This is a genomic window from Streptomyces sp. NPDC001828 (assembly GCF_042892175.1).
Lineage (GTDB): Bacteria > Actinomycetota > Actinomycetes > Streptomycetales > Streptomycetaceae > Streptomyces.
The window spans coordinates 658,701-681,297 of record NZ_JBIATV010000001.1 but is presented as its reverse complement, the minus strand read 5'-3'; the positions used below and the strand labels follow the sequence as shown (position 1 = coordinate 681,297).

At 72.3% G+C, this 22,597-nt stretch carries 19 protein-coding genes and 1 pseudogene; 10 read left to right on the top strand and 10 right to left on the bottom strand.

Annotated elements, in window-relative coordinates:
* Positions 1–180 precede the first annotated feature (180 nt).
* Positions 181–1,878, bottom strand: a complete 1,698-nt coding sequence (locus ACFYZA_RS03170; protein ID WP_388486655.1) for an urease subunit alpha — start codon at positions 1,876–1,878, stop codon at positions 181–183.
* Positions 1,878–2,579 (bottom strand): urease subunit gamma, encoded by a 702-nt coding sequence (gene ureA, locus ACFYZA_RS03165; RefSeq protein WP_388486653.1) that lies wholly within the window; start codon positions 2,577–2,579, stop codon positions 1,878–1,880. Before ureA ends, ACFYZA_RS03170 begins: the two co-directional genes overlap by 1 nt.
* Positions 2,580–2,989: 410 nt before the next feature.
* On the opposite strand from ureA, the gene ACFYZA_RS03160 reads away from it, so the two are divergent.
* The 6 genes from ACFYZA_RS03160 to ACFYZA_RS03135 all read left to right on the top strand — a co-directional run bounded on the left by ACFYZA_RS03160 (position 2,990) and on the right by ACFYZA_RS03135 (position 8,203).
* Positions 2,990–3,562 carry a VOC family protein gene (locus ACFYZA_RS03160; RefSeq protein ID WP_388486650.1) on the top strand — a complete coding sequence of 191 codons (573 nt, stop codon included), beginning with the start codon at positions 2,990–2,992 and terminating at the stop codon, positions 3,560–3,562.
* A gap of 235 nt (positions 3,563–3,797) precedes the next feature.
* Positions 3,798–4,355: a TetR/AcrR family transcriptional regulator gene (locus ACFYZA_RS03155; protein ID WP_388486648.1), complete on the top strand. Its 558-nt coding sequence runs from the start codon at positions 3,798–3,800 to the stop codon at positions 4,353–4,355.
* Between the two features lie 52 nt (positions 4,356–4,407).
* Positions 4,408–4,986, top strand: coding sequence for a TetR/AcrR family transcriptional regulator (locus tag ACFYZA_RS03150; RefSeq protein WP_388486645.1), 579 nt, complete (start codon positions 4,408–4,410; stop codon positions 4,984–4,986).
* A gap of 321 nt (positions 4,987–5,307) precedes the next feature.
* Positions 5,308–6,399 (top strand): agmatine/peptidylarginine deiminase, encoded by a 1,092-nt coding sequence (locus tag ACFYZA_RS03145; protein ID WP_388486643.1) that lies wholly within the window; start codon positions 5,308–5,310, stop codon positions 6,397–6,399.
* A gap of 191 nt (positions 6,400–6,590) precedes the next feature.
* Positions 6,591–7,736: an agmatine/peptidylarginine deiminase gene (locus tag ACFYZA_RS03140; RefSeq protein ID WP_388487967.1), complete on the top strand. Its 1,146-nt coding sequence runs from the start codon at positions 6,591–6,593 to the stop codon at positions 7,734–7,736.
* Between the two features lie 194 nt (positions 7,737–7,930).
* On the top strand, positions 7,931–8,203 hold the full coding sequence (locus ACFYZA_RS03135) for a hypothetical protein (protein WP_382583981.1): 273 nt from the start codon (positions 7,931–7,933) through the stop codon (positions 8,201–8,203).
* Between the two features lie 131 nt (positions 8,204–8,334).
* Here ACFYZA_RS03135 and ACFYZA_RS03130 read toward each other — a convergent pair whose 3' ends face one another.
* A complete protein-coding gene (locus ACFYZA_RS03130; protein WP_382583984.1) occupies positions 8,335–9,102 on the bottom strand; it encodes an SDR family NAD(P)-dependent oxidoreductase in 768 nt (255 codons plus the stop codon).
* Positions 9,103–9,300: 198 nt separating this feature from the next.
* On the opposite strand from ACFYZA_RS03130, the gene ACFYZA_RS03125 reads away from it, so the two are divergent.
* On the top strand, positions 9,301–10,716 hold the full coding sequence (locus ACFYZA_RS03125; protein ID WP_388486640.1) for a putative Ig domain-containing protein: 1,416 nt from the start codon (positions 9,301–9,303) through the stop codon (positions 10,714–10,716).
* Positions 10,717–10,786: 70 nt separating this feature from the next.
* Here ACFYZA_RS03125 and ACFYZA_RS03120 read toward each other — a convergent pair whose 3' ends face one another.
* The 7 genes and pseudogenes from ACFYZA_RS03120 to ACFYZA_RS03090 all read right to left on the bottom strand — a co-directional run bounded on the left by ACFYZA_RS03120 (position 10,787) and on the right by ACFYZA_RS03090 (position 19,676).
* Positions 10,787–13,639: an AAA family ATPase gene (locus ACFYZA_RS03120; RefSeq protein ID WP_388486638.1), complete on the bottom strand. Its 2,853-nt coding sequence runs from the start codon at positions 13,637–13,639 to the stop codon at positions 10,787–10,789.
* Between the two features lie 77 nt (positions 13,640–13,716).
* Positions 13,717–15,321, bottom strand: coding sequence for a glycoside hydrolase family 9 protein (locus ACFYZA_RS03115; RefSeq protein WP_388486636.1), 1,605 nt, complete (start codon positions 15,319–15,321; stop codon positions 13,717–13,719).
* Positions 15,294–15,419: pseudogene (locus ACFYZA_RS03110) on the bottom strand (hypothetical protein); the annotation flags it as partial. The gene ACFYZA_RS03115 and the pseudogene ACFYZA_RS03110, both read right to left, overlap by 28 nt.
* Before the next feature lie 322 nt (positions 15,420–15,741).
* The gene (locus tag ACFYZA_RS03105) at positions 15,742–17,601 is read right to left on the bottom strand and encodes a cytochrome c biogenesis protein CcdA (protein ID WP_388486634.1); all 1,860 of its coding nucleotides are present in this window, start codon (positions 17,599–17,601) and stop codon (positions 15,742–15,744) included.
* Positions 17,602–17,810: 209 nt separating this feature from the next.
* Positions 17,811–18,410 (bottom strand): fasciclin domain-containing protein, encoded by a 600-nt coding sequence (locus ACFYZA_RS03100; RefSeq protein WP_382583998.1) that lies wholly within the window; start codon positions 18,408–18,410, stop codon positions 17,811–17,813.
* Positions 18,411–18,731: 321 nt separating this feature from the next.
* The gene (locus ACFYZA_RS03095) at positions 18,732–19,391 is read right to left on the bottom strand and encodes a dienelactone hydrolase family protein (protein WP_388486631.1); all 660 of its coding nucleotides are present in this window, start codon (positions 19,389–19,391) and stop codon (positions 18,732–18,734) included.
* Positions 19,392–19,532: 141 nt separating this feature from the next.
* On the bottom strand, positions 19,533–19,676 hold the full coding sequence (locus ACFYZA_RS03090) for a hypothetical protein (RefSeq protein ID WP_382584000.1): 144 nt from the start codon (positions 19,674–19,676) through the stop codon (positions 19,533–19,535).
* 276 nt (positions 19,677–19,952) lie between these two features.
* Here ACFYZA_RS03090 and ACFYZA_RS03085 point away from each other — a divergent pair, with 276 nt between their 5' ends.
* From ACFYZA_RS03085 to ACFYZA_RS03075, 3 genes are read left to right on the top strand one after another with little or no spacing between them, the layout of a single operon-like run.
* Entirely contained in the window at positions 19,953–20,216 is a 264-nt protein-coding gene (locus ACFYZA_RS03085) for a hypothetical protein (RefSeq protein WP_382584002.1), read from the top strand.
* Entirely contained in the window at positions 20,210–20,818 is a 609-nt protein-coding gene (locus ACFYZA_RS03080; protein WP_382584005.1) for an RNA polymerase sigma factor, read from the top strand. Before ACFYZA_RS03085 ends, ACFYZA_RS03080 begins: the two co-directional genes overlap by 7 nt.
* Positions 20,797–22,557 (top strand): IclR family transcriptional regulator C-terminal domain-containing protein, encoded by a 1,761-nt coding sequence (locus ACFYZA_RS03075; protein WP_388486628.1) that lies wholly within the window; start codon positions 20,797–20,799, stop codon positions 22,555–22,557. Before ACFYZA_RS03080 ends, ACFYZA_RS03075 begins: the two co-directional genes overlap by 22 nt.
* Positions 22,558–22,597 lie beyond the last annotated feature (40 nt).

Genomic DNA, 22,597 nt, shown 5'->3' with positions numbered 1-22,597 from the left:
ATCCGGTCCGGTCGTCCGGGAGTGGGGCCGGGCGGACGAGGGCCGTGCTGACCGCTGGTGTGCCCGGAATACTCCACTGAACTGAAAATTCAGTCAATACAAAAGGCCGAAGGATCTCGGCCACTCGGCGAGCGGACCGACCTGCGGTCCGACCGCTCGTATACGAGGGCGGCTCGTCGGCTAGAGGAAGTACAGGCGGCTCAGGGATACCTCCTGAGCCGGTTGCGAGCTGATGGGAACGCCGTCCAGGGTCACGAGCCCGGTGTCCGCCCCGACCCCCACCTCGCCCAGACGCGAGTTGAGCAGCAGGTCGGCGGGGCCGATGCCACGGGTGCCGCGGACCGCGACCCGGCGGCGGCGGGTGGGCAGCGAGTCGTACGGCCGCCCCGAAGAGCCGGACTCGGCCGCGGCCCGGCTGACGAACGCCACGGACAAGTCGGCCGGCGTGGCCCCGTGGCCGCCGAACAACGGCCCTAGGACCAGGGGTTCACAGCGATCCGTGGCGGCGTTGGGGTCGCCGGTGACACCCCACGCGGGGAAGCCGGACTTGAGGACCATCTGCGGCTTGGCACCGAAGTAGGCCGGCCGCCACAGCACGATGTCGGCCATCTTGCCGACCTCGATGGAGCCGATCTCGTGCGAGAGACCGTGCGCGATCGCGGGGTTGATGGTCAGCTTCGCCATATAGCGCAGCACCCGCGCGTTGTCGTCGCCGTCCCCGTCGCCCTCCAGTGGGCCCAGCTCGGCCTTCATCTTCCCCGCCATCGCGAACGTGCGCCGCACCGTCTCACCGGCCCGGCCCATGCCCTGCGCGTCCGAGGACGTGATACCGATCGCACCCAGGTCGTGCAGCACGTCCTCGGCACCCATCGTGCCCGCCCGGATCCGGTCCCGGGCCATCGCCGCGTCCCCCGGCAGATCCGTCTTCAGATCGTGCACCGAGACGATCATGCCGTAATGCTCCGCGACCGCGTCCCGCCCGAACGGCAGCGTCGGATTCGTGGACGAGCCGATCACGTTCGCCACCCCCGCCATCTTCAGCACGTTCGGCACATGCCCGCCCCCGCACCCCTCGATGTGGAAGGCGTGGATCGTGCGCCCCTCCAGCACCTTCAAGGTGTCCTCGACCGTCAGGCACTCGTTCAACCCGTCGCTGTGCAGGGCGACTTGGACATCGTGCTCCTCCGCCACCCGCAACGCCGTATCCAACGCCCGGGTGTGCGCGCCCATGTCCTCATGCACCTTGAACCCGCACGCCCCGCCCTCCGCCAACGCCTCCACCAACGGAGCCGGATGCGAGGACGAACCCCGGCCCAGGAAACCGATGTTGACCGGCCACGCGTCGAACGCCGCGAAGGCGTTGCGCAACGCCCACGGCGAGTTCACCCCCACCCCCCACACCGGGCCGAACTCCTGCCCGATGATCGTCGTCACACCCGAGGCGAGGGAGGCCTCCATGATGCGCGGCGACAACAGATGCACATGGGTGTCGACCGCCCCGGCGGTCGCGATCAGCCCCTCGCCCGAGACGATCGACGTGCCGGTGCCGACCACGACGTCCACCCCGTCGAGCGTGTCCGGATTCCCGGCCCGCCCGACCGAGCAGATCCGCCCCTCACGGATACCGATCGACACCTTGCGGATGCCCTGCACCGCGTCGATGACGACGACGTTGCTGATCACGACATCACACGTCTCGCGGACGGCGGCCGCCTTCAGATGCAGCCCGTCCCGGGCCGTCTTGCCGAACCCGGCCAGGAACTCATCACCCGGGGCCTGCGAGTCGGACTCGACGCGCACGGTCAGACCGGAGTCCCCCAGCCGGATCCGGTCCCCCGCACGGGTGCCGTGCACGGAGGCGTACTCATACGGGTCCATCACTTGTCTCCCTCTCCCGCACCGGTTCCGAGGTATCCGCAGGCAGCGGCCCTGCGCAGGGCCTCGTCCTTCGCGCCGGGCGCATCGAGCGGCCCGTCCACCAGACCCGCGAAGCCGATCGCGACACGCGCGCCACCGATGGGCACGAGGCCGACCTCCGCACTCTCCCCCGGCCCGAACCTCACCGACGACCCCGCCGGCACACACAACCGCATGCCATAAGCAGCAGCCCGGTCGAAATCCAGCCGGGGGTTGCACTCGAAGAAGTGGAAGTGCGAGGTGACGCTGATCGGGACCTCGGCGGCGTTGCGGACCGTCAGCAGACACACCGGCTCGGGGTCGCGAACGTCCTCGGCACCGGGCAGTACCGCCCCCGGGGCGAGCGCGCCGCGACCGCCGCCGCCGAAGGGATCCCCGACCACGGCCAGCCTGCTTCCGTCGTCGAACACCGCCTCCACATGGATCTCGGTGACGACATCGGGTACGCCGGGCAGTACGTCGTCAGGCCCGAGGACCTTGCGGGCCGCGGCGACCGCCTCGGCGAGACGGGCGCCGTCCCGGGCCGCCTCGCACACCGTGTCGGCGATGAGCGCGGTCGCCTCCGGAATGTTCAGCCGCAGTCCCCGGGCCTGTCGTGCGCGAGCCAGCTCGGCGGCGCCGAACAGCAGGAGCCGGTCACGTTCCGTGGGGGTCAGTCGCATGTCCGCGGCTCCGGGTGAGCGCCCGGGCAGGAACCCGGGACAGGGGCGTGGAAGAGCATGAGGAAGACCTCTTTCGATGCGGGCCGACTACTTGGCGGGTCGGCGGCGCGTGGCCTGAACATCTCACTGACTGAAAATTCAGTCAAGAGATCTGGCGGCACGACTGTGAGGCCGTCGACAGCGCGGAAGGGGCGTCGCGCCCCCTGGCCGCGTTCCCGCGCGTGACGCCCGGGCCCGCCGGGATCCGTCCGGCCGGTCATCCAGCTCGCCGGCCCTGCCTACCCCCGCAAACATGGCCCAAATTGATTTAAAGTTCAACCTGATTTGGCGGCATGCTGTTCAGGGCGTCGCCAACCAGCTCTCCCGGCGACCGGCCCAACACCCCATACACGTAACGGAGATGACTCGACATGACGCAGACACAGACACAGCCCAGGCCCCAAGCGCAGGCTCAGGCTCAGGGCCTGCCCCTCCGACTGCATCACCACGCCTGGATCACCGACGACCAGGAAGCCAACCGGCGCTTCTACGAGGACGTGATCGGCCTGCCTCTGGTAGCCACATGGACCGAGCACGAGGTGATGGCCGGCGCCGAGCGCGCTTACAGTCACGCCCTCTACGGTCTGGCCGACGGCAGTGCGCTCGCCTTCTTCCAGTTCGCCGACGCCAAGGACCAGGAGGAGTTCAGGACCAGCATCAACTCAACTCCCTTGCGCCACATAGCCTTCAAAGTCGAGGCCGATGTACAGGAAGCCATCCGCGAGCGCATCAACGCGGCCGGCCTCACGGAAACGAACCCCCATGTGCTCGACCACGGCTTCTGCGTTTCGCTGTACGTCACGGACCCCAACGGGCTGATCCTGGAGTTCGCCGTCGACCACCCCGACGTGGAGAGGATCGACGCCGAGCAGCGCGCCACCGCACACGCCGACCTCGCCCGCTGGCTCGCCGGTGACCACACCAGCAACAACCGCTGGCGCTGACCGCCATTCCCCGGCCGGCCGCACCAGGCCCTCTCCGACCAGGTGCGGCCCCGCGGTGGCGCGTGGCTCTGCGGGGTGCGGTGAATCCGGTTCCGCTTCCGCAGGCAGTCGTGGCCCGGCCCGCCGCCGCTCCCCACCAGCCTCACTGAGCACCTCGGCCCGCCCACCCGTCAGGATCCGGCCGGGCACGGCGGATATAGGGTGGTGAACCGTGGGTGACCGTAGAACAGCGATCATGGAAGCAGCCGCGCGGGTCATCGCCCGGCGCGGAGTTCGGGGACTGCGGGTGGAGGAACTGGCCGCCGAGGCCGGGGTGTCCACCGCGCTGATCTACTACCACTTCAAGGACCGGGCCGGAATCCTGCGCCGCACCCTGGAGTTCATCAGCGACCGCGCCGAGCGGTACACCACCGAGCGCGAGGCACGGTCCGAGCCCCTCGATCCGCGCCAGGAACTGGAGCAGACCCTCCTTCTCGAGCTGCAGGACGAACCCGTCGTCCGGGAGAACAGCACGGCCTGGGGCGAGCTGCGGGCACACGCCGTCTTCGATCCCGAACTGCGCGAGGACCTCGCCAAGGCCACGCTGGTCTGGGTGCAGGAGATCGCCGAGCTGCTCGGCCAGGTCAGCCCCATGTCCCCCGCCGCCGGCCTGGCCGCCTCCGCCGAGCGGCTCACGGCGCTCCTCGAAGGGCTCAGCATGCGCTGGCTCAGCGGCATCCTTCCGCTGAAGCACGCCCGCACCCTGCTGCTCGAAGCGATCGCCGTGGAGCTGGAGCGGCTGGAGCGCGCGTAGCAGTGCGCGCCGGACGGCAAGCGCACCGCTGTTGAATGGTTACTGTACGAACGTGAGTACTCGACGCGCCAAGCTGCTGGAAGCGACCTGCCGAGTGATAGCCCTGCGGGGCGTCCGAGGGCTGCGGGTGGAGGACGTCGCCGCCGAGGCGGGCGTCTCCAAGACGCTGATCTACTACCACTTCCGCGATCGCGCGGGCCTGGTCACCAGCGCCCTCGAGTACGTCAACGACCGTGCCGAGGGCTACGCGGACATCGCGGAGGACGACGACTCCCCCGCCCGTGAGCTGCTCCTTCGCCTTCTCGCCGCAGAGTTCCAGGACGATGCCGCGGTACGCGAGAACTCCGCGGTGTGGGCCGAGGTGCGCGCGGCGGCCACCTTCGACGAAGGCCTCCGGCCGGTCCTGACCGCGCTGACCGAGCGCTGGCTCGTCGATCTGGCCGAGCTGATCGCCGACGGTCAGGACGACGGCACCATCCCGGCCTCGGTGGACTCACGTGCCGCCGCGATCCGGCTGACCGCCCTGGTCGAAGGCCTCAGTGGCCGCTGGCTGGCCGGCCTCGTCACCACCTTGGAGGCGAGGGCCCACGTGGCGGCGGCCCTGGAACGGGAGCTCCTCCCGAGCCCGTAGGCCTGATCCGGTAGGCCTGATCCGGTAGGCCGATCCGGTAGGCCCGATCCCCGGGCTCCCGCAGGCCCGGGGTCCCGGGCGTCCCCACTCCGAGGTGTCTCCCCTGACCCCCGCCTCTCTTCTTGACTGAATTTTCAGTCAGTGCGAGAGTGGAGCCAGGCGAGACACCCGGACTCCCGGTGTGTCTCGGTGTGTCCCCGTGTGCCGGGCGCCCCATCCCCGTACACACGAGGTGACGCTCCAGCGAGCCCGCGTCGGCCCGTCCCTGGACCGTAGGCCTCACCCCCCTCGTTCAACAGCACGTGATGTGGAGCACCACCCATGAGCCACCTCCCCACAGGCAGGCGTCTGCTGGATGCCCTCTTCGGCACGAACCCCGGCGCCGAGCCCGGCGCCGGCCGCGCGAACGGCGACTGGCGGGTCCCGGCGGACGATGTGGCGCATGTCAGGACCTGGATGTCCTGGCCGTCGCGCAGGTCCGTCTGGGGGCGTCGACTGGGCGGCGTACAGCAGGACATCGCGCTGATCGCCCGTACGGTCGCGGCGTACGAGACCGTCGTCATGTGTGCCCCGGACGACTACACGGCCGCGCAGGCCAGGTCCGCCTGCGGGCCGGGCGTCACCGTCATCGACTCGATCCCCACCGACGACCTGTGGATGCGTGACACCTGCGCGGTCTTCCGCCGCGACGGCCACGGCGGCCTCGACGCCGTCGGCCTCAACTTCAACGGCTGGGGCAACAAGCAGACCCATCACGACGATGCCGAAGTCGCCCCGCACGTGGCCGAGTTCAGCGGGCTCGGATTCCACTGGGCCGGGTTCGTCGGGGAGGGCGGCTCGGTGGAGACCGACGGCGACGGCACGGTCATGGCCACCGAGAGCAGTCTCGTGAACAAGAACCGCAATCGCGGGATGAGCCGTCCCGAGATCGAGGAGGCCGTGCTCAAGGCCTACGGCGCCGAGAAGATGATCTGGGTTCCCGGCGTGCGCGGCCGGGACATCACCGACAACCACATCGACGTCACCTCCCGCTTCGTCCGCCCCGGTGTCGTCCTGGTGCAGCTGCCGCCCGAGGACCGGAACGACGTCTGGGCCCGGGACGCGCGCGAGCAGTTCGCGATCCTGTCCGCTGCCACCGACGCGCGCGGCAGGCGGCTCCGGGTGATCCGGGTGGACGGCCCCGACACCGTACGGTCCCGGAGTTCGGCGTTCGTCGACTCCTATCTCAACTTCCACCTCGTCAACGGCGCCGTCATCACCGCGCAGTTCGGCGACACCGCGAAGGACGCGGCGGCCCGCCGGACCCTCGCCGAGGCGTTCCCCGGGCGCGAGGTGGTCCAACTCGACGTGGACCGCCTCATGACCGGAGGCGGCGGAATCCACTGCTCCACGATGCAGCAGCCGCACCCCTGATCCGGGATCCGCCCTCGTGGCGCCCCAACACGCACGCGCTCCCCCGGGTGCGCGAAAAGAAAAACACCCTCGGCTACTTTCCTCCCAAGGGAGCGCGTTTCGGGTTCTGCCCGGCATCCGCCCGGCTTCTGTACGTCCCGAACGCCGCCCCACCAGCACCACGCAGGAGTTTCTCCGTGACCCCTCCCCCCATGTCCCGGCGCACCGCGCTGCGCACGTTCGCCGGCATCGGCGCGCTCTCCCTCTTCTCCGCGGCCTGCGGCCCCGGGGACGAACCGGCAGGACCGGCCTCGGCCTCACCCGCGGCGGCCGGCGAGCGGACGGCGGGGCGTCGCTTCGGCGCCGAGTGGGACAGTCACGCCCGTACGTTCATGTCGTGGCCCGCGCTCGACTCGGTGTGGGGCGAGGAACTCCCGTCCGTGCGCGCGGACATCGCCCGGGTGGCCCGGGCCGTCGCGGAGTACGAGCCGGTGGTCATGATGGCCAGGCCCGACCAGCAGTCGGCGGCCCAGTCGGCGTGCGGTTCCCAGGTCGAGGTGATTCCGCTGGCCGTGGACGACCTGTGGGCCCGTGACACGGTGCCGGTGTTCGTGGAGGAGGACGGCCACACCCTGGGCGTCGACTTCAACTTCAGTGGTTGGGGCAACAAGCAGGTCCACACCAACGACGCGCAGGTCGGCCGCCTGTTGCTGGCGAAGTACGGCATCGCGCGCGCCAAGGCGCCGCTGGTCGCCGAGGGTGGTTCGTTCGAGACCGACGGCGAGGGCACGCTGATGGTCACCGAGAGCTCGGTGGTCAACAAGAACCGCAACCCCGGCAAGACGCGGGACCAGATCGAGGCCGAACTCAAGAGCAGCCTCGGCGTGAAGAAGGTGCTGTGGCTGGCCGGAGTGCGGGGCAAGGACATCACGGACGCACACGTCGACAGCATCGCCCGCTTCACCGCGCCGGGGGTCGTCCTGGTCGACCAGGCCTTCCCCGGCAGCCCGCCGGACGTCTGGTCGCAGTCGGCGGACCAGGCCAGGTCGGTCCTCAAGCAGGCAACGGACGCGCGGGGCAAGCGACTTCAGGTCATCGACCTGCCACAGCCCGACCTCGACCGGATCACCGGCCGGGGCGACGCCTTCGTCTCCACCTACGCGAACTTCTACGTCGCCAACGACTCCGTGTTCATGCCCCGCTTCGGCGACGCGCAGGCCGACGACCGGGCGAAGGGCATTCTCCAGGAGCACTTCCCCAAGCGCGACATCGTGATGGTGAAGATCGACACCATCGCCTCCGGTGGCGGCGGCATCCACTGCTCGACCCACGACCAGCCCGGCAAGCCCGCCCTGTGAGCCGTCGCCCCGCCCGAGCCCGGCCGCCCGGCGGGAGGCGGAAACGTCCGCGTCGAGGCGGAACCCTTTCCCCCGCCCCCGCAAGTGGTGGACGATCCGCGCATGACTCGGCAGCCGGCTGACGGAACGCCCTCGGGCGATGCGGCCCACACCTACCTTGAGGCACTCCGCGAGCGGCTCGCCGCCGACAGGCGATGTCCTACGCGAGGAGCTGCCGCGGCGGGCTGCCCGGCGCGCGCAACGCCATGATGGTCCTGCCCGCCTTGATCAGCGGGGGTGTTCAGGCGTCCGCGCGGGAGTGGGCCGCGCGGGACGCCCGGGTCCTGGAGACGTCCGTGATCGGCCGGCCGCTCACCGTGGAAGCCGCCTCGGGGGTCAGCCGGGTCACCATGTACCGGGGCGGGGTCGTGTGGGGCGGGATGTTCACCGGCCACGTGCTGGAGAAGGCGTCCCTCTACTTCCCCTGACCCCGCCCTCCCCGACGCGGGCCCGCCGCCCCTGACGCGGCTTCCTCGGCACTCCTGCGTTCCCTCGCGTCCGAAGGCCCGCCGCTACCGGGGCCCGTCACGCCCGAAGGCCCGCCGCGTACCGGGGCCGGTCACGTCCGAAGGTACGACGCGCCGTTCAGATCCAGGACCGACCCCGAGGCCCACTCGGCCTCCGGCGACGCCAGCCACAGGACCGCCGACGCGACCTCCCGCGCCGACGCCACCCGGCCGAACGGGCTCTGCGCCCGGATCGCCTCGCCCTCGGCGCCGCTCAGGCGGGGCGCCACCCGCTCGGTGTCGAAGAACCCGGGGGCGACGGAGGCGACGCCGATGCCGTACGGGGCGAGCGAGACGGCGAGTGACTGGCCGAGCGCGTGCACGGCCGCCTTCGTCGCGCCGTAGGCGGGATGGTCCGGCTCGCCCTTGAACGCGCCGCGCGAGCCGATGTTGACGATCCGGCCGGCCGTCCCCTGCCCGATGACGCGGCGGCCGACGAGGTAGCTGAGATGGGCCGTGCCCAGCAGGTTCACCGTGACGTGGCGCCGCCACACGTCGACCCACTCGTCGTACGAGGTCTCGGCGAGCGGGTGGCGCAGATTCACGGCCGCGTTGTTCACCAGCACATCGATCCCGCCCAGCAGTTCGGCCGCCGCCGACTCCACGGCCGCCGCCCCGGCGGGGTCGGACAGGTCACCACCGACGAGCCCGTGCCCCTTCCCCTCCAGGGAGTCCAGCGTCGTCCGCGCCTCGTCCTCGCGCGAACCGTAGTGCACGGCGACGCGGTCACCGTTGGCCGCGAACGCCCGGCAGACGGCTCGGCCGAGTCCCCGCGAGGCACCACTCACAAGGACGCGGCGGCCGGTGGCAGGCAGATTCATGGACAAGACTCCCGTCGTAGGCGGTGGATCCCTGTCGATCCGTCCCCAACCTCCCTTTATACGTGGCGGAGCCCTCGCTATACGCGGCGGAGCCCTCGCTCCAACGCCGAGAAGGACAAGGGATTTCCCCGATGCCGCACGCTGCCGGGCGGATCGAGTATGTCCGCACCGCTCTCCCCGACCTTCGAGAGGTGTGGAATGAACATATCCAGACGTGCCGGTGCCGCCGTGTTGTGCGGGGTGGCCGCCGCCGCGGCGCTGTCCGCGCCGCCCGCGTTCGCGGCGCGGGGCGCCGAGGCCCGTGCCCACCCGGCCGCCCCCGTCGCACGGTCGGAGGCGGCCAGGGCGGAGCTGGCCGCCCTGCCGGCCGTGCCCAACACGGCGTACGGCCTCGACCCGGTGGCCGGACAGGTGGTCCTCACCGTCAGTGACGCGGCACAGGGGCCGGACCTGAGCAGACTGCTCGCGAAGGCGTCCGCCCTCGGCGGCGCGGTACGCGTCGAGCACACCAAGGGCAGGATGGTGCAGCAGAGCACCACCCACACCGGCGACAAGCTCCAGGTGGTCGGGAACACCGGCAGTTGGTGCTCGATCGGGTTCAACGTCACGGACGGCCAGAGCAATTACGTACTCACGGCCGGTCATTGCAAGGCCGCGAACGGATGGCAGACGCCTGCGGGCGACTTCATCGGCAAGACCGTGAAGGTCGGCCCCAACGGCACCGACGCGAGCCTCGTGACCAACGCGCTGACCCCCGACACCACCACGTTCACCAAGGTGGGCACCGCACGGGTCGGCGAGAGCGTGTGCAAGGACGGCGCGACGTCCGGCACCACCTGCGGCACCGTCAACGCGGTGGACCAGACCGTCACGTACGACAACGGCGTCGTGGTCAACCACCTGATCCAGACCGGTAACCTCACGCAGTCCGGTGACAGCGGCGGCGGCCTGTACGACGGCTCGACGGCGCTCGGCGTGGTGAGCGGCGGCAGTGACACCGTGAGCAGCTTCTACCCGCTCACCAACGCGCTGAGCGACCTGGGTGTGCGGCTCGCCACCGGCGGCGCTCCCGGCACCAGCGTGACCGTGACCAATCCCGGTGACCAGAGCGGCACGGTCGCGAGCCCCGCCCGCCTGCAGGTCGCCGCCACGGACAGCACGCCCGGCGCCACCCTGGCCTACAGCGCGACGGGACTTCCGGCCGGCCTCGGGATCAACGCCTCCACCGGTCTGATCTCCGGCACACCCACGGCGGCCGGTACCTACCGGGTCACCGTCACGGCCACCGATCAGTCCAAGGCCGCGGGCAGCGCCTCCTTCACGTGGACGGTGAAGCCGGCGGGAGGCAGTGGGACGGTCACCGTCAACAATCCCGGAAATCAAGCGAGTTGGGTCGGCTACTGGATCTTCTCCTTCACGATCCAGGCCAAGGCGAGTGACGGCGGAGCCGTGACGTTCGCGGCCACCGGGCTGCCCTCGGGTGTGAGCATCAACGCGACGACCGGCCTCGTCTCCGGCACGCCGACGGTCAGGGGTACGTCAGCGGTCACCGTGACCGCGACCGAGGCCAACGGCACCCATGGCAGCACCTCCTTCCAGTGGAACGTCACCTGAAACCGTCGGGGCGGCGGATGACCGGCGCCCCCAGGTGCCTTCCGGCGGCGCTCCGCCCGGCTGCGTCGCGTCAGCCGGACGGCGTCAACCGCCTGAGCACCGAGCCGAGTTCGGTCCGCGACCGGACGGCGAGTTTGCGATAGATGCGGCTCAGCATCGCCTCCACCGTCTTCACCGACAGGTGGAGGCGGTGCGCTGCTTCCTGGTTGGTGGCCCCCTCGGCGACGATCGCGGCCAGTCCGGCCTCCGCTTCGGTCAGGGGGCCCGACGGAGGCGCCATGGGGCCGCCGAGGAGCGCGGCCCAGGGGTGGGCGTGGACGCGGACGAACAGACCCAGGGCACGGTGCGCCGCCTCCCTCGACGCGGCCTGCCGGCGCCGGCCGCGTTCGAGGCGGGCGAGCTGTACGAGGGCGCGGCCCTCCTCCAACGGGAGCCCCAGGGAACGGAATTGGGCGAGCGAGGCCTCAAGGAGCGTGCGGGCCACGTCCGGTTCGCCGGTCCTGTCGCGGTAGGAAGCCTCCGCCCTGGCCAGCGCGGCGCCCGCCCCGGTGTCCAGCGCCCGGGAACCCATGGCCCGCCGAGCTCCGGCCAGCAGGGCGTGGGCCTCGTCCAGTCGGCCCAGGCCCACGAGCGTCTCGATCAGCTCGGGCTGCCAGCGCAGCGCGGTCGCGTCGCGCACCTGCTGATCCGCTTCCAGCGTGGCGACCTCGCGCAGCGCCTCCACCGCCTCCGCCAGGTGCCCCGTGACCAGGCGTACGGTCCCCAGCGCGAAGAGGTTGCGCGAGGTGAAGACCAGGTCGCGCTCCTCCCGCGAGATGCGCACGCCCCGCGCGGCGTGCGCGGCGGCCTCGGCGAAGCTGCCGCCCGCGCTCTGCACCAGCGCGGCCGTGTAGGAGGCGGGCCCCGGTGAGAGGCCCGCTCCGGCGCACTGGCTCAGGGCCCGCTCGCTCCACTCCAGGGCCTGTGCGCACGCGCCCGAGCGCGCGTCGACCTCGGCCAGACTGCGCAGCACCTCTTGCAGGTCCTCCGCGTCGCCGGTGCGCTCGGCGAGCGGCAGGAGCCGCAGCAGGGCCTCGCGGGCGAAGCCGAGCCGGTCGTCGAACACGGCGTGCCGCGCGGCAAGGTACTGCGGGCTGTTGCGGATGCCCACGCGCTCGGCGGGCACCGCGAGGGCGAGCGCCCTCGCCAGGGTCCGGGTCGAGCCGGGGTGCCCGGTGATCCGCTCCATCCGGGCGCGCATGCTGAGGGCGGCGGCTTCGAGCGCGAGGTCGCCGCCGTTCCGGGCCATCCGCACCGCGCGGTCGGCGGCGGCGCGGGCGCTGCCCGGCAGGCCGGCGCAGAGGTTCGTCCGTACGGCGACCCGAAGCTGTACGGCCGCCAGCAACGCGGGGTCGTCGCCCGCCCGTTCACGGGCCCGGGCGATGATGTCGTCCAGTTCTCCCATGGCCTGGCCGCCCGCGTCGATCACGGCGAGCAGCGCCGCGACCTGTTCCACGCGGCCCGCTCCGGCGGCGCGCACCGCGTCGGCGACCCGCACGGCCAGGTCGAAGCTGCCGCTCGCCGCGGCGTGCGACGCGGCCGCCGCGAGGCGGCGCAGCCGGTCCGCGCGGAGGGCGGCCGGAGTGCGGTCGGCGGCCAGCAGCAGGAGCTCCGCGGCCAGGGTCCGCTCGCCGCGCGAGCCGGCCCGGCGGGCCGCCCCCTCCCCCAGCTCCGCCAGCGCCTGGTCGAAGTCGTCCGAGGCCAGGAGCCGGTGCCGGACGGCGCGCACCGGGTCGTCCACCGCCGTGGCCAGCGCCAGATGTGCGGCGGCCGAAGCCGAGCGCGTCGTGCGGTGCGCGGCCGCGTCCCGCAGCGCCCGCGCGGTGAACTCGACGGCCCCGGTCGCCCCGGTCCGTACGATCCCGGCGTTGCGTGCCTCGGCCAGGTGCTGCTCGGTGGCATCGGCACAGCCGGCCCGGCGCAGCAGGGCCGGGGTCGGCCGGCGTGCCAGGGCCGCGGTCAGGAGCGTTGTCCGGGTGTGCGGGCCGAGGGTGGCGAGCCAGGCGGTGGCGGCGGCTCGTACCGCGTCCGGCACCGGTGGCGCGAGGCGGCCCCACGGATCCGCCGCGCGACTCGTCCGCCCGATCACCATCGCCCGCACCAATGCCGGGTTACCCCCGGAGTGCCGGTGCACGCGCGCGGCCCAACTGGCGGGCAGGTCCTGGGCGTTGAGCAGGTCCGCCACCTCGTCGAGCGTGAGCGGTTCGAGGGGCAGCCGCATCGCGTGGTCCCCGCACAGCCGGCCCGCGAGCGGCGTCTCATGGGCGGCGCGCTCGGCGACGACCGCTCGCAGCCGCTCGGGCGCCAGCGCCCGCAGCGCGTGCCCGAGTACGTCCGCGCTGGCCGCGTCGAGCCACTGGGCGTCGTCGATCAGAAGGAGCGGAGGGTCTTCCCGGGCGCCTCCCCGCGTCGCTTCCCGCGCACCCTCCCTGGCACCTCCCCGCGTCCCTTCCCGCGCCAGGGACGTGAACAGATCCGTCAGCGCGAACCGAACCGCCAACGGGTCCCCGTCCGCGTTTCCGGGCCCGTGTCCGATGGCGGCGGCCAGGAGCCGCCGCTTGGCCTCGACCACTCCTCCCTCGGCCCTGGCGTGCGGCCGGAGGGCGAACAGCGTGGCTAGCGCGGCGTACGCGAGGTTCCGATCCCCCGGGGCGGGCGTCACCCGCAGCACCGGCACGCCGGCCCCGGCCGCCCTGTGGGCCAGTGCCGACAGCAGGACGGACTTCCCCGACCCCCAGGGGCCGTGCACCACCAACCGGCCCCCGGCGAGCAGCAGTTGCTCGGCCCGGTCGGCCGACCCCGGCCCCGGGGACTCCGGGAATCCCGCCCCGGCCGTCCTCGCGCCGGCCATCGGCAGGGGGTCGCTGTCGCGGTCCGAGGTCATGGCGTCACGGTAGGCCGCCCGCGCGCCGCCAACAAGCGCGGGCCGCCCACTCCTCTCCCGCGCTGTGCCGCCGTGCGTTATGCCGCGGACAGGGCGAAGGCGAGGAGCGCCGTCGAGGTGAAGTCGTCGGCGGGCTCGACCGTCTGCCAGGCGCCGACCCGGTCGACGTAGCGGGCGCCCCTGCCGTCGAAGCGCTTCCACTCGGCGTCGCCCGCGGCGCACGCTCGCGTCGCATCCAGGGTGTCGTCGGCGCCGGAGAGCTTCTTGGCTCCGTTGGGGCCGTTGACGACCGCGCCGCGCAGCAGCGCGCCTTGGCCCGTGAGGCTGCCCGCCAGGTTGGCCACCTGGTGGGCCGGGCAGTGCGGGAACACCTCACCCGTGCCGATCATGAAGCTCGAGCCCCAGGCGTTGGCGCCCAGCGCCCAGCCGCGCTGCTGCCCGGCGAAGGCGTCGTAGCGGTGGTCGCCGGTCGCCTTCGCGTAGAGAGCGGCCGTGGCGACGAGGCCGAAGGTCTGCGGTACGGCGTCGAAGTCCGTATAGACCGCACCGGCGCGGAAGGGGTCCTTCGCGGCGCGGCGCTCGCCGTCGGCGAGCTGCCGGCGCAGGTCGGCGGCGGCGACGTCCGAGGGGCCTAGCCGCAGCAGGTCCGCGTGGGCCGGCGCGCTCACGTCGGAGACGCCGAGCGTGCCGAGGTTGCCCGAGGCCAGGTAGGCCCGCGCCCAGTCGCCGGCCTGCGCGTGCCAGCCCTCGGCCCTCTCGTCGCCCAACTCCTTTGCCGCAAGGGCAAGTTCAACGGCTCCGAACTCCATGTCGTCCTGCCAGGAGTCCTCGCTGTAGAAGGCGTGCGGGAAGGTGGTGACCAGCTTGCGGGGGTCGTGTGTGTCGGCCTGGCCGTAGACGGCGGCCGCCTTGTCCAGCCACTGCCGGGCGCCGGCCGGGTCATGGGCGGCATCGATCTGCGCGGCCAGCGCGAAGGCGGCGGCGACCCGGCCCGCGAGGTTGGGGCTGATGGGCGCGCCGGGCTGGTTGGCGCGGAAGACGGGGCGGAGTCCGACCAGTTGGTCCACGTCGCCGTCACGCACCTTCAGCGCGTCGTCCGCCTCCGGCAGACGCCACACGTCGTGATCGCTGTGCAGGTCCTTGTCACCGGCGCCCAGGCCGACTTGGGCGTAGAGCGTACGGGTGCGGCCGTCCCACATCTTGTCGAGCCAGGACAGGCCGTGCCTGGCCTCCGCCGAAAGCCCGGGGATGGCGGGCAACGCCCTTTGCGCGAGCAGCAGTTCGTCCGTCGCGTAGGAGGCGGTGTGGGTGAACTTGAGGTAGTCCCCCGCGTCGAACCAGCCACCCGACACGTCGACGGGACCGCCGTCCCGCCGCAGCGGGGCGGTCAGCTCGGCGCCGTCGTCGTTGTACCGGGGCGTGGCGTACACGGTCGCCGAACGGTCCGCGAGGTGGGACGGCCGGCGCCCGAGTACGCCGGGGACGACGTCGGCGCCGTCGCGCTGCGCTGGAAGAAGCGGACGTTGTCGGCCGCCAGGTTCTTCATCAGGTCGCCCGCCGGGGCCACGGTGAACCGTGGCGAGGTGGCCTCGGCGGTGCCGGTCACGTGCAGCCGGTAGGTGCCGGCCTTGGTGAGGGCGGAGATATCGAGGGGCCGCACCGCGTCGTACGTCGCGTTCCACGCTCCGGTACTGGGTCCGGGCGCGCCCTCCAGGACGGCCCGTCCGGCCTCGTCGACCACCTCGAAGCGCGTCCCCGCCAGCCTGCCCTTCGGCCCCATCAGGTAGGCGGCCTTGCTTTCGCCGCCGACGTATCCTCCCTGGTCGACACGGATGGTGACCGGCCCCGGCTCGTCGTCGTGCGAGGGCAGCGCGTACCAGGCGGCGCCCCCCGCGCCGAGGCAGAGCGCGAGACCGAGGACGAGAACGCGGGGGCGTCGCAGGCGCGGAAACATGGGGTCTTGCTGCTGCCTTCTCTTGACGGACGGGCGTACAAGAGACCAGAGGCCACAATCGCCGAGGCGGTTCCGGATGTTCTGATGGTTTTCGCACCGGGCGGGCCCCGGCTCTGCGCCGGGCGGGTCCCGTGCCCCCTCCCCCTGCCTATCCGAAGGTGAAGGCGTAGCCCTCGACTCCCGGGGCGACGCGGAGTTCGAGGTGGGCCTGGGCGGGGGTGGCGGCGTTGACGAGGGCGTACAGGGACGGCGTGCCGTGCACCTGGATCGTCCTGGTCACCTTGCCGTTGACGAGGACCGTCACGGGGCCGTTGCCGCCCAGGACCAAGTTGACGTTCCTGGCCCGGTAGGTGAAGGCCAGTCGCGCGTTCTGGCCGGCGGTGAAGTGGTCATAGCCTGCGGTCCAAGTCCCGTCCAGGGAGAGGCTGTTGAGGGGGATGGCGGCCGGGAAGTGGTAGGTGGCCGGCTTGTCGTCGACGAGCGGGGTGCCGACGTATCCGCTGATGCGCAAGTTGCTCAGGTACGTCTCCGGGGTGCGGTCCGCGGTCAGGACATCGGCCTTCTGGCCGGTCTTCGGCGGCAGTTGCACCTGGGGGTTGGCCTGGTGCAGGAGGGTCCTGATCAGGTCCTCGGTCTGGTCGTACTGGCCCTCGCCGAACTTGAAGTAGCGCACCGTCCCGTTGGCGTCGACGAGGTACTTGGCGGGCCAGAAGCGGTTGCGGTAGTTGTCCCAGGTGGTCAGCTTGTTGTCGAGGGCGACCGGGTAGGTCACGCCGAGCTTCTTGGCCTGGCTCGCGACGTTGCCCGCGTCCTTCTCGAAGGGGAACTCCGGCGAGTGGACGCCGATCACCTCGAGTCCGTACGCCTTGTACGCGGCGTTCCACGCCTCGATGTGCGGCAGGCTGCGCTGGCAGTTGATGCAGGAGTAGGTCCAGAAGTCGATCAGTACGACCTTGCCGTGCTGGGCGGCCAGGTCGACGGGTGCGCCGCCGGGGGTGTTGAGCCACTTCGCGATGCCGTCGATGGCGGGGGCCCTGCCGCAGGAGCGGAGTTGGTCGACGCCGTCCTCGCAGCGGGAGAGCTCCTTGTTGGAGTTGTCGTAGAGCCCGGACAGCTGCTGGCGGGCCGTGTCGCTGTCCTCGATCTTCTTCTGGGCCGCCGACGTGTAGTCGGGCAGGGCGCGCTGAATGGCGTCCGTGACGTTGAACGCCAGGGCGAAGGCGAGGGCGACCATCAGCACACCGGCGCCGATGCGGAGCTTGCGGGCCCGGGTGCGGAAGGCGGCGACGCGCTCGGCCACCCTTCGTCCCGCGAGCGCGAAGGCGAGCAGCGGAATCGCCGTGCCGACGGCGAACGAGATCGTCAGCGCGACGATCTCGCCGCTGATCTGCCCCCGCGCCCCGGCCACCGTGATCGCGGCCAGTACGGGACCCGCGCACGGCACGTACAGCAGCCCGAGTCCGAGGCCGAGGACGAACGCGCTGCCACCCTTGTTGACCTGCCGCTGCGGGAGGCGGGCGAACGGCTTCTCGAGGAGACGCTCGACGGGCGGGAAGATGAGGCCGAACCCGATCAGGACCAGGAGGGCCAGGCCGATGTAGCGCAGGATGTCCTGCGGCAGCCCGAGGGCCGACAGCAGGGTCACGCCGAGCAGCGTGAAGAAGCTGAAGCTGAGCACCAGGCCCGCGACCACCGCGTAGGGCCGCCGGTTGCGCGTGTGCCGGGGAGTCTCTCCCGGGTCGGCCGCGCGAGTGCCCGACTCCGGGTCGGCCACGAGGGTGCCCGACTCCGGGTCGGCCACGAGGGTGCCCGAGGCCGCCGTACCGCCCTCCGGCAGCTGCCGCCCCTTCCCCTTTCCCGGGTGCGTCCCGGTCCCCGCCCCGGGGCTGGTCTCGGATTCCGTCCCGGGGCCGCCGGCCAGGAACACGACCGGCAGGACCGGCAGGATGCACGGTGACACCGCCGTGATCAGCCCTCCCAGGAGTCCGATGAGGATCAGTACCAACATGGCGGCCCGCTCTCGGGAGACAAAGGCCCACGGTCGCGGCCTCTTGCCTCCTTGATTCGTCACCACACGGTCGGAGGATTGGCCCCGCGAGGGGTGGGGGTGCCCGGCGTACACGGGCGGCCGCCCCTGCACACAGACGCCCCCCAGGCCCGGTTCGGGGCGCTGAGGGACGTGAGGGTGCGGAGCTTTCCCGCGATGCGCGGCGGCTCCTACATCCCGGACATGCCAGGCATGCCGGGCATGAGCACGCTGTCGATGATGTAGACGGTGGCATTGGCCGTCGGGACGTTGCCGCAGACGACGGACGCCTTGGCGTTGACCTTGTACGAGTCGCCCGAACCCGTGGTCTTCAGGGTGCTCCCCTCAAGGGTCTTGAAGCTGCCCTTCGCGAGCTGGTCGGGGGTGATCTTCTGGCCCACCACGTGGTAGGTGAGGATCTTGGTCAGTTGGGCCTTGTCGTTGAGCACCTTGTCCAGCTGCGCCTTCGGGATCTTGTTGAAGGCGTCGTTGGTGGGTGCGAAGACCGTGATGTTCTTCGCGTTGTTCAGGGTGTCCACGAGACCGGCCTTCTGGACCGCGGTGACCAGTGTGGACAGGGCCGGGTTGTGGGAGGCGGCCGTCGCGACCGGGTCCTTGGCCATACCGGCGAAGCTGCCCGCGCCGTCCTTGGGCACGCCCGCGCAGGCCGTCCCGAAGGGGCCCGGAGAGCTGTCGGCGAAGGCCGCCGGGGCGAGGGCGATGAGCGAGGCGGGAAGTACGACGGCGGCAGCGCCCGCGAGCACTGTCCGCCGGATGCGGCTGGTGTCCATGGTTCCTCCTTGGCCACGACGTGGGAGCGGCCCCGGAACGCGGGGGCTCCGGGCTTCCCCGCGGCTGTCTGCCACGTACCCGAGCGGTGGAACCGGGCGGAGAGAAGCCCACGCCATACCCGTGATTCGTGGCCCAGAGGCGTGCGGATTGCCCGTTATGTTCACTTTTTTGGGTACCCGCCGGTAGACCGCGCCGAGCCCTCGGCGCCCGAGCCATCGGCGTCCGACACCGCGCACCGCGTACCGGCCGGCGCCGACCCCGTCCCTCGGCACCGACCGCGTACAGCGCCCCGGGGCGGGGCCCGGCTGGGACGCGGCCGGTCATTCGTCTCGGCGGGGTGTCAACCGGCTTGGCGGAGGCGGCAGTTCGAGCAGGTCCCGCACGTTGTCCACGGTGACGCGGTGCCATCCGCGAGCGCCTCGCACCATGGCGTGACCGCCGCTGGGCATGCTGATGGCCTTGGTCGTCGCACCGGCGCGACGCGCTCGCGCGAGGAAGGCCCATGACTCGTGGGCCGAGGTCACCCGGTCGCTCTCGTCGTGCAGGACCACGACCCGCCTGTGGGCGAGGTGGTCGACCGGCTCTCCGGGCGGGCACCAGGGGGCGAGCGCCACCACCCCCCGGACCTGGGGGTGGCCGGCGACGAGCAGCGCGGCCCGCCCGCCCATCGAGTGCCCGACGAGCACGACGGGGACGTCGTCGCCCACCGTGCGCCGCACCTCCTCCAGGGCCTCACGAGCGTCCCGGGCCGCGTCGCCGCGGGCCCCGTTCCACCCCCGGTAGCGATAGCGCACCTCGCCCACCAGGACGCGGTCGGCGCGGGTCGCCGCGGCGATCTCCGAGCTGAAGGGACGCATGCGCGCCGCGGGGAGATTGAGCCGTGGCGGCGGGGTCAGGGCGTCCGAGCGTCCGCCGTGCAGGACGAGCACGACCGCCCCGGGCGCGGCACCGCCGCCGGACGGTGTCCGGCGGCGGGTCATGGCCCTGGACGGCCGCCTCCACACGACCCTCCCCCGGGCACCGCCAGGTACGGGCGGGTCGGCGTCCAGGTGCTGTACGTGGCTCATGACGCGGGGCTGCCTTTCTGCTTCCGGACGTACGGGGGCGGCTCGTGCGGACGTTCAGTGTGCCGCGGCACCGAACTCGGCGTGCTGGCTGCGATGGGTGAACTCCTCGTCCTCGGGCGGCGGCGGCGCGGGAAAGCCGATCCGCCGGGCGGCCGCCTTCGCCTGCGCCATCAGAGCCTCGAACTCCTGGTCTGTCATTGCCCTCACCCCGGAACGAGATCGGTCTTCTGTGATTCGTCGCCGACCGGCGCGGAGATTGGCGGCGTCGCCGAGCGGCTCCCGCGCGGCGTCGCCGAGCCGCTCCCGTTCCGATCAGTACCGGGCCCGGTGCGGCCTCGACATGGCTCCTGTTCGGCGGCCGATGGGCCAGTTCCAGTGGAATTCGGTCCCGGGGGGAGATCCGGGGGGCGCCGACCGTCAGGGAAGCAGGGCGCGTCCCGCGTTCCGTATCGGAGTAGATGGAGACCGACTCACATGACGCCGTTCTTGGACTGGCTCGGGAGCCTTCCGGCAGCCGTGAGCGCGGTGCACGCGCTGGCCGTTCTGTTGCGAGCCGGCCGGAACCGGCGCGGCCCCCGTACGGCGGGAGACGGTTCCGGCGGGCCCTGTGCGACGGTGGTGCGCGTCGAGGGCGCCACGCACTCGGCCGTCACCGTCACGGTCCGTCTCGTGCCGCCCGGCGTCGGCCCGGCGGCGGGCGGTGCGCATCCGGCGGCGGAAGAGCGCGGCCGGTGGTAGGCGGTGAGGCGTCCAGTGAACCGGCGGCGGTCGCGGTGGAGGCGACGGGGATCGGACAGCGGCTGCTGGCCGTCTACGACGGGTTCATGGCCCGGGAGCCGTTGATGCTGCGCAGGATGTCCAATCGCCAATTGTCGCTGGCCGCCTGTCAGGACGCGGCCCAGGAGGCGTTCGTCCGGGTGGTGCGGAAGGCGGCGGCCGGCGACCTCGACGCCGGGGCGAACGTGATGGCGTACCTCCAGACGGCCGCCCGCAACCTCATCCTCGACCAGCTGCGTGCCGACCGGCGGCTGGAGTTGATGGACAGCGACGGCCTCACCAAGGTGCCGCCGCCACGCGGGGAGACAGGGGAGGACGTGGACGTGCTGGAGGACCTGGTGCTGCCCGCGATCGACGCGATGCCGCAGAGCGGACGGCAGCAGGTGGTGTGGCTGCAGAGCCAGGGGCTCACCGACATCGAGATCGCGGCCGCGCTCGGCATGCACGCCGCCCGCGTCCACCGCGAGCGGTACAACGCCGTCATCGAACTCCGTGGGTCCTTGGCCACGTTCATCCGGCACGGACACCAGAAGAAGGCACGATGCCCGAAGAAGGACAGGTGACCGGTGTGAGCCGCCCCGACGAGGAGAGCAGCGGCCGCCCCGCTCCGGACCTGCCGCCCCAACTCCTTGACCTCGTAAGCCAGTTGACCCCGCCGGACCACTGGGACCGGCCCGCCGGTGACTTCGGTCCGCTCACCTCCCTGTACGGCCTGGACCGTGCGGCGCGCGAACGCGCGAACTCGCTGTTCCGGCTGGGCTCGAAGGCCCTGGCGCGCGATGAGCTCACCACCGCCGCGCAGTGGCTCGGCCAGGCCGCCTCCGCCGGCCACCCCGGGGCGCTGTTCCGGCTGGCCCTGGTGGCGCTGCGCGCCGGTGACGACTGGGAGAAGGAGGCGCTGTTCCTGATCGCCGAGGCGGCCCGGCACGGCCACGGCGATGCCCGCCGCCTGCTTGCCGCGACCGGCCACCGCAGGCCGGCCGGCGGCGAACCCGTGGCGGCGCCGGAGGACCCGTCGTTCTTCGACGAGGCTCGCGAACGCCTCGGAATCCCCCACGACGCCCTGCTGCCCGAGCCCGCAGTCGACCTCGGCGCGACCACCGCACGGCTGGCACTCGCCGATGCGCCGGTCCGGCCGGGCGACGGACCGCGGCACCACGCACCGCAGCACTACGCACCACCGCAGGACTACGCACCGCAGGACTACGCACCGCAGGGCGCCGCGTCCCAGGAGCGGCGTCCACGACTCGTCCTCGTCCCTCCGCCCCGCCTGCTCCCCGCCCAGGGGCCGGGCGCACCCGCGCCCCCCGGCCCACGGCCCGCGGGCGGACAGCCGGGCCCCGCCTCCGGTCCCGACGCCCGGAGCGGGCCCGGCGCTCAGAGCCCGCCGATCGCCCTTCAGCCACTGCCCGGCCTCGACCGCGCTCCCGGATCGGGCGGCGGACGGGAGTGGTCGGCGAACGCCCTGCGCCCGGCGGTCCTCAATGACATCGCCCGCGGCCGGCCCCTGCCGGCCCCCTGCCCCGCCCGGGTTCAGGCGGCCCAGCGCGCCCGCGACCTGCTGCACCGGATCAGCGCCGCCGACGGCATCACCACCCGCACCCTGGCCCTGCGCTGCGGCATGACCATCACCGCGACGGCCTGGCTGCTGCACTGGCTGCGCACCCAGAACCTCGTCGAGACCGTCGCGGGCGTCCATGTGCCGGGTCCCGTGATGAAGATGGTCAGCCACCCCGAACAGCACGGCCCGCTGCTCCACCAGGCACTCGCCGCCCTGCGCGACCAGCTCGGCGCCGCCGTCTACATCAGTGCCTACGCCGACGGGGACGTCCACGTCCTCGCCTCCGTGTACAGCCCCACCGCGCCCCCGGTCGACGAATGGGTCGCCTTCCGCGACGCCGCCCACGCCAGCGCCGTCGGCAAGAGCCTCCTGGCGCAGCTCGACTTCGAGTCCCGCATGGACCACCTCGCCCGCCACCCCTCCATCCCGCTGACGGAACGCACCATCACCAGCCCCCGGGCCCTCATCGACTCCCTCGACGGGTACGGGCCCCACGCCGCCCAGTTCGATCTGCTCGAATACTCACGCCGTGAGGTCTGCGCCGCCTACTCCCTCGGCCTGCCGGGCCGGACCTCCTGCGTCGCCCTGTCCCTCCCCGCCCGGCGGTCGCACCGCCTGATCGACGCCGCCCGCTCGCTGAGCGAGCGCGCCACGGGCCTCCTGCTCGCGCACCTGCTCACCGACGACTCCGCCTCCGGCGCACCCCCGAGCACGCTCACCAGCACTCCGGCAGAGCGATGAATCCGGCCGCCGCGATGAGATTCACGGCCGGGCGCGGTCC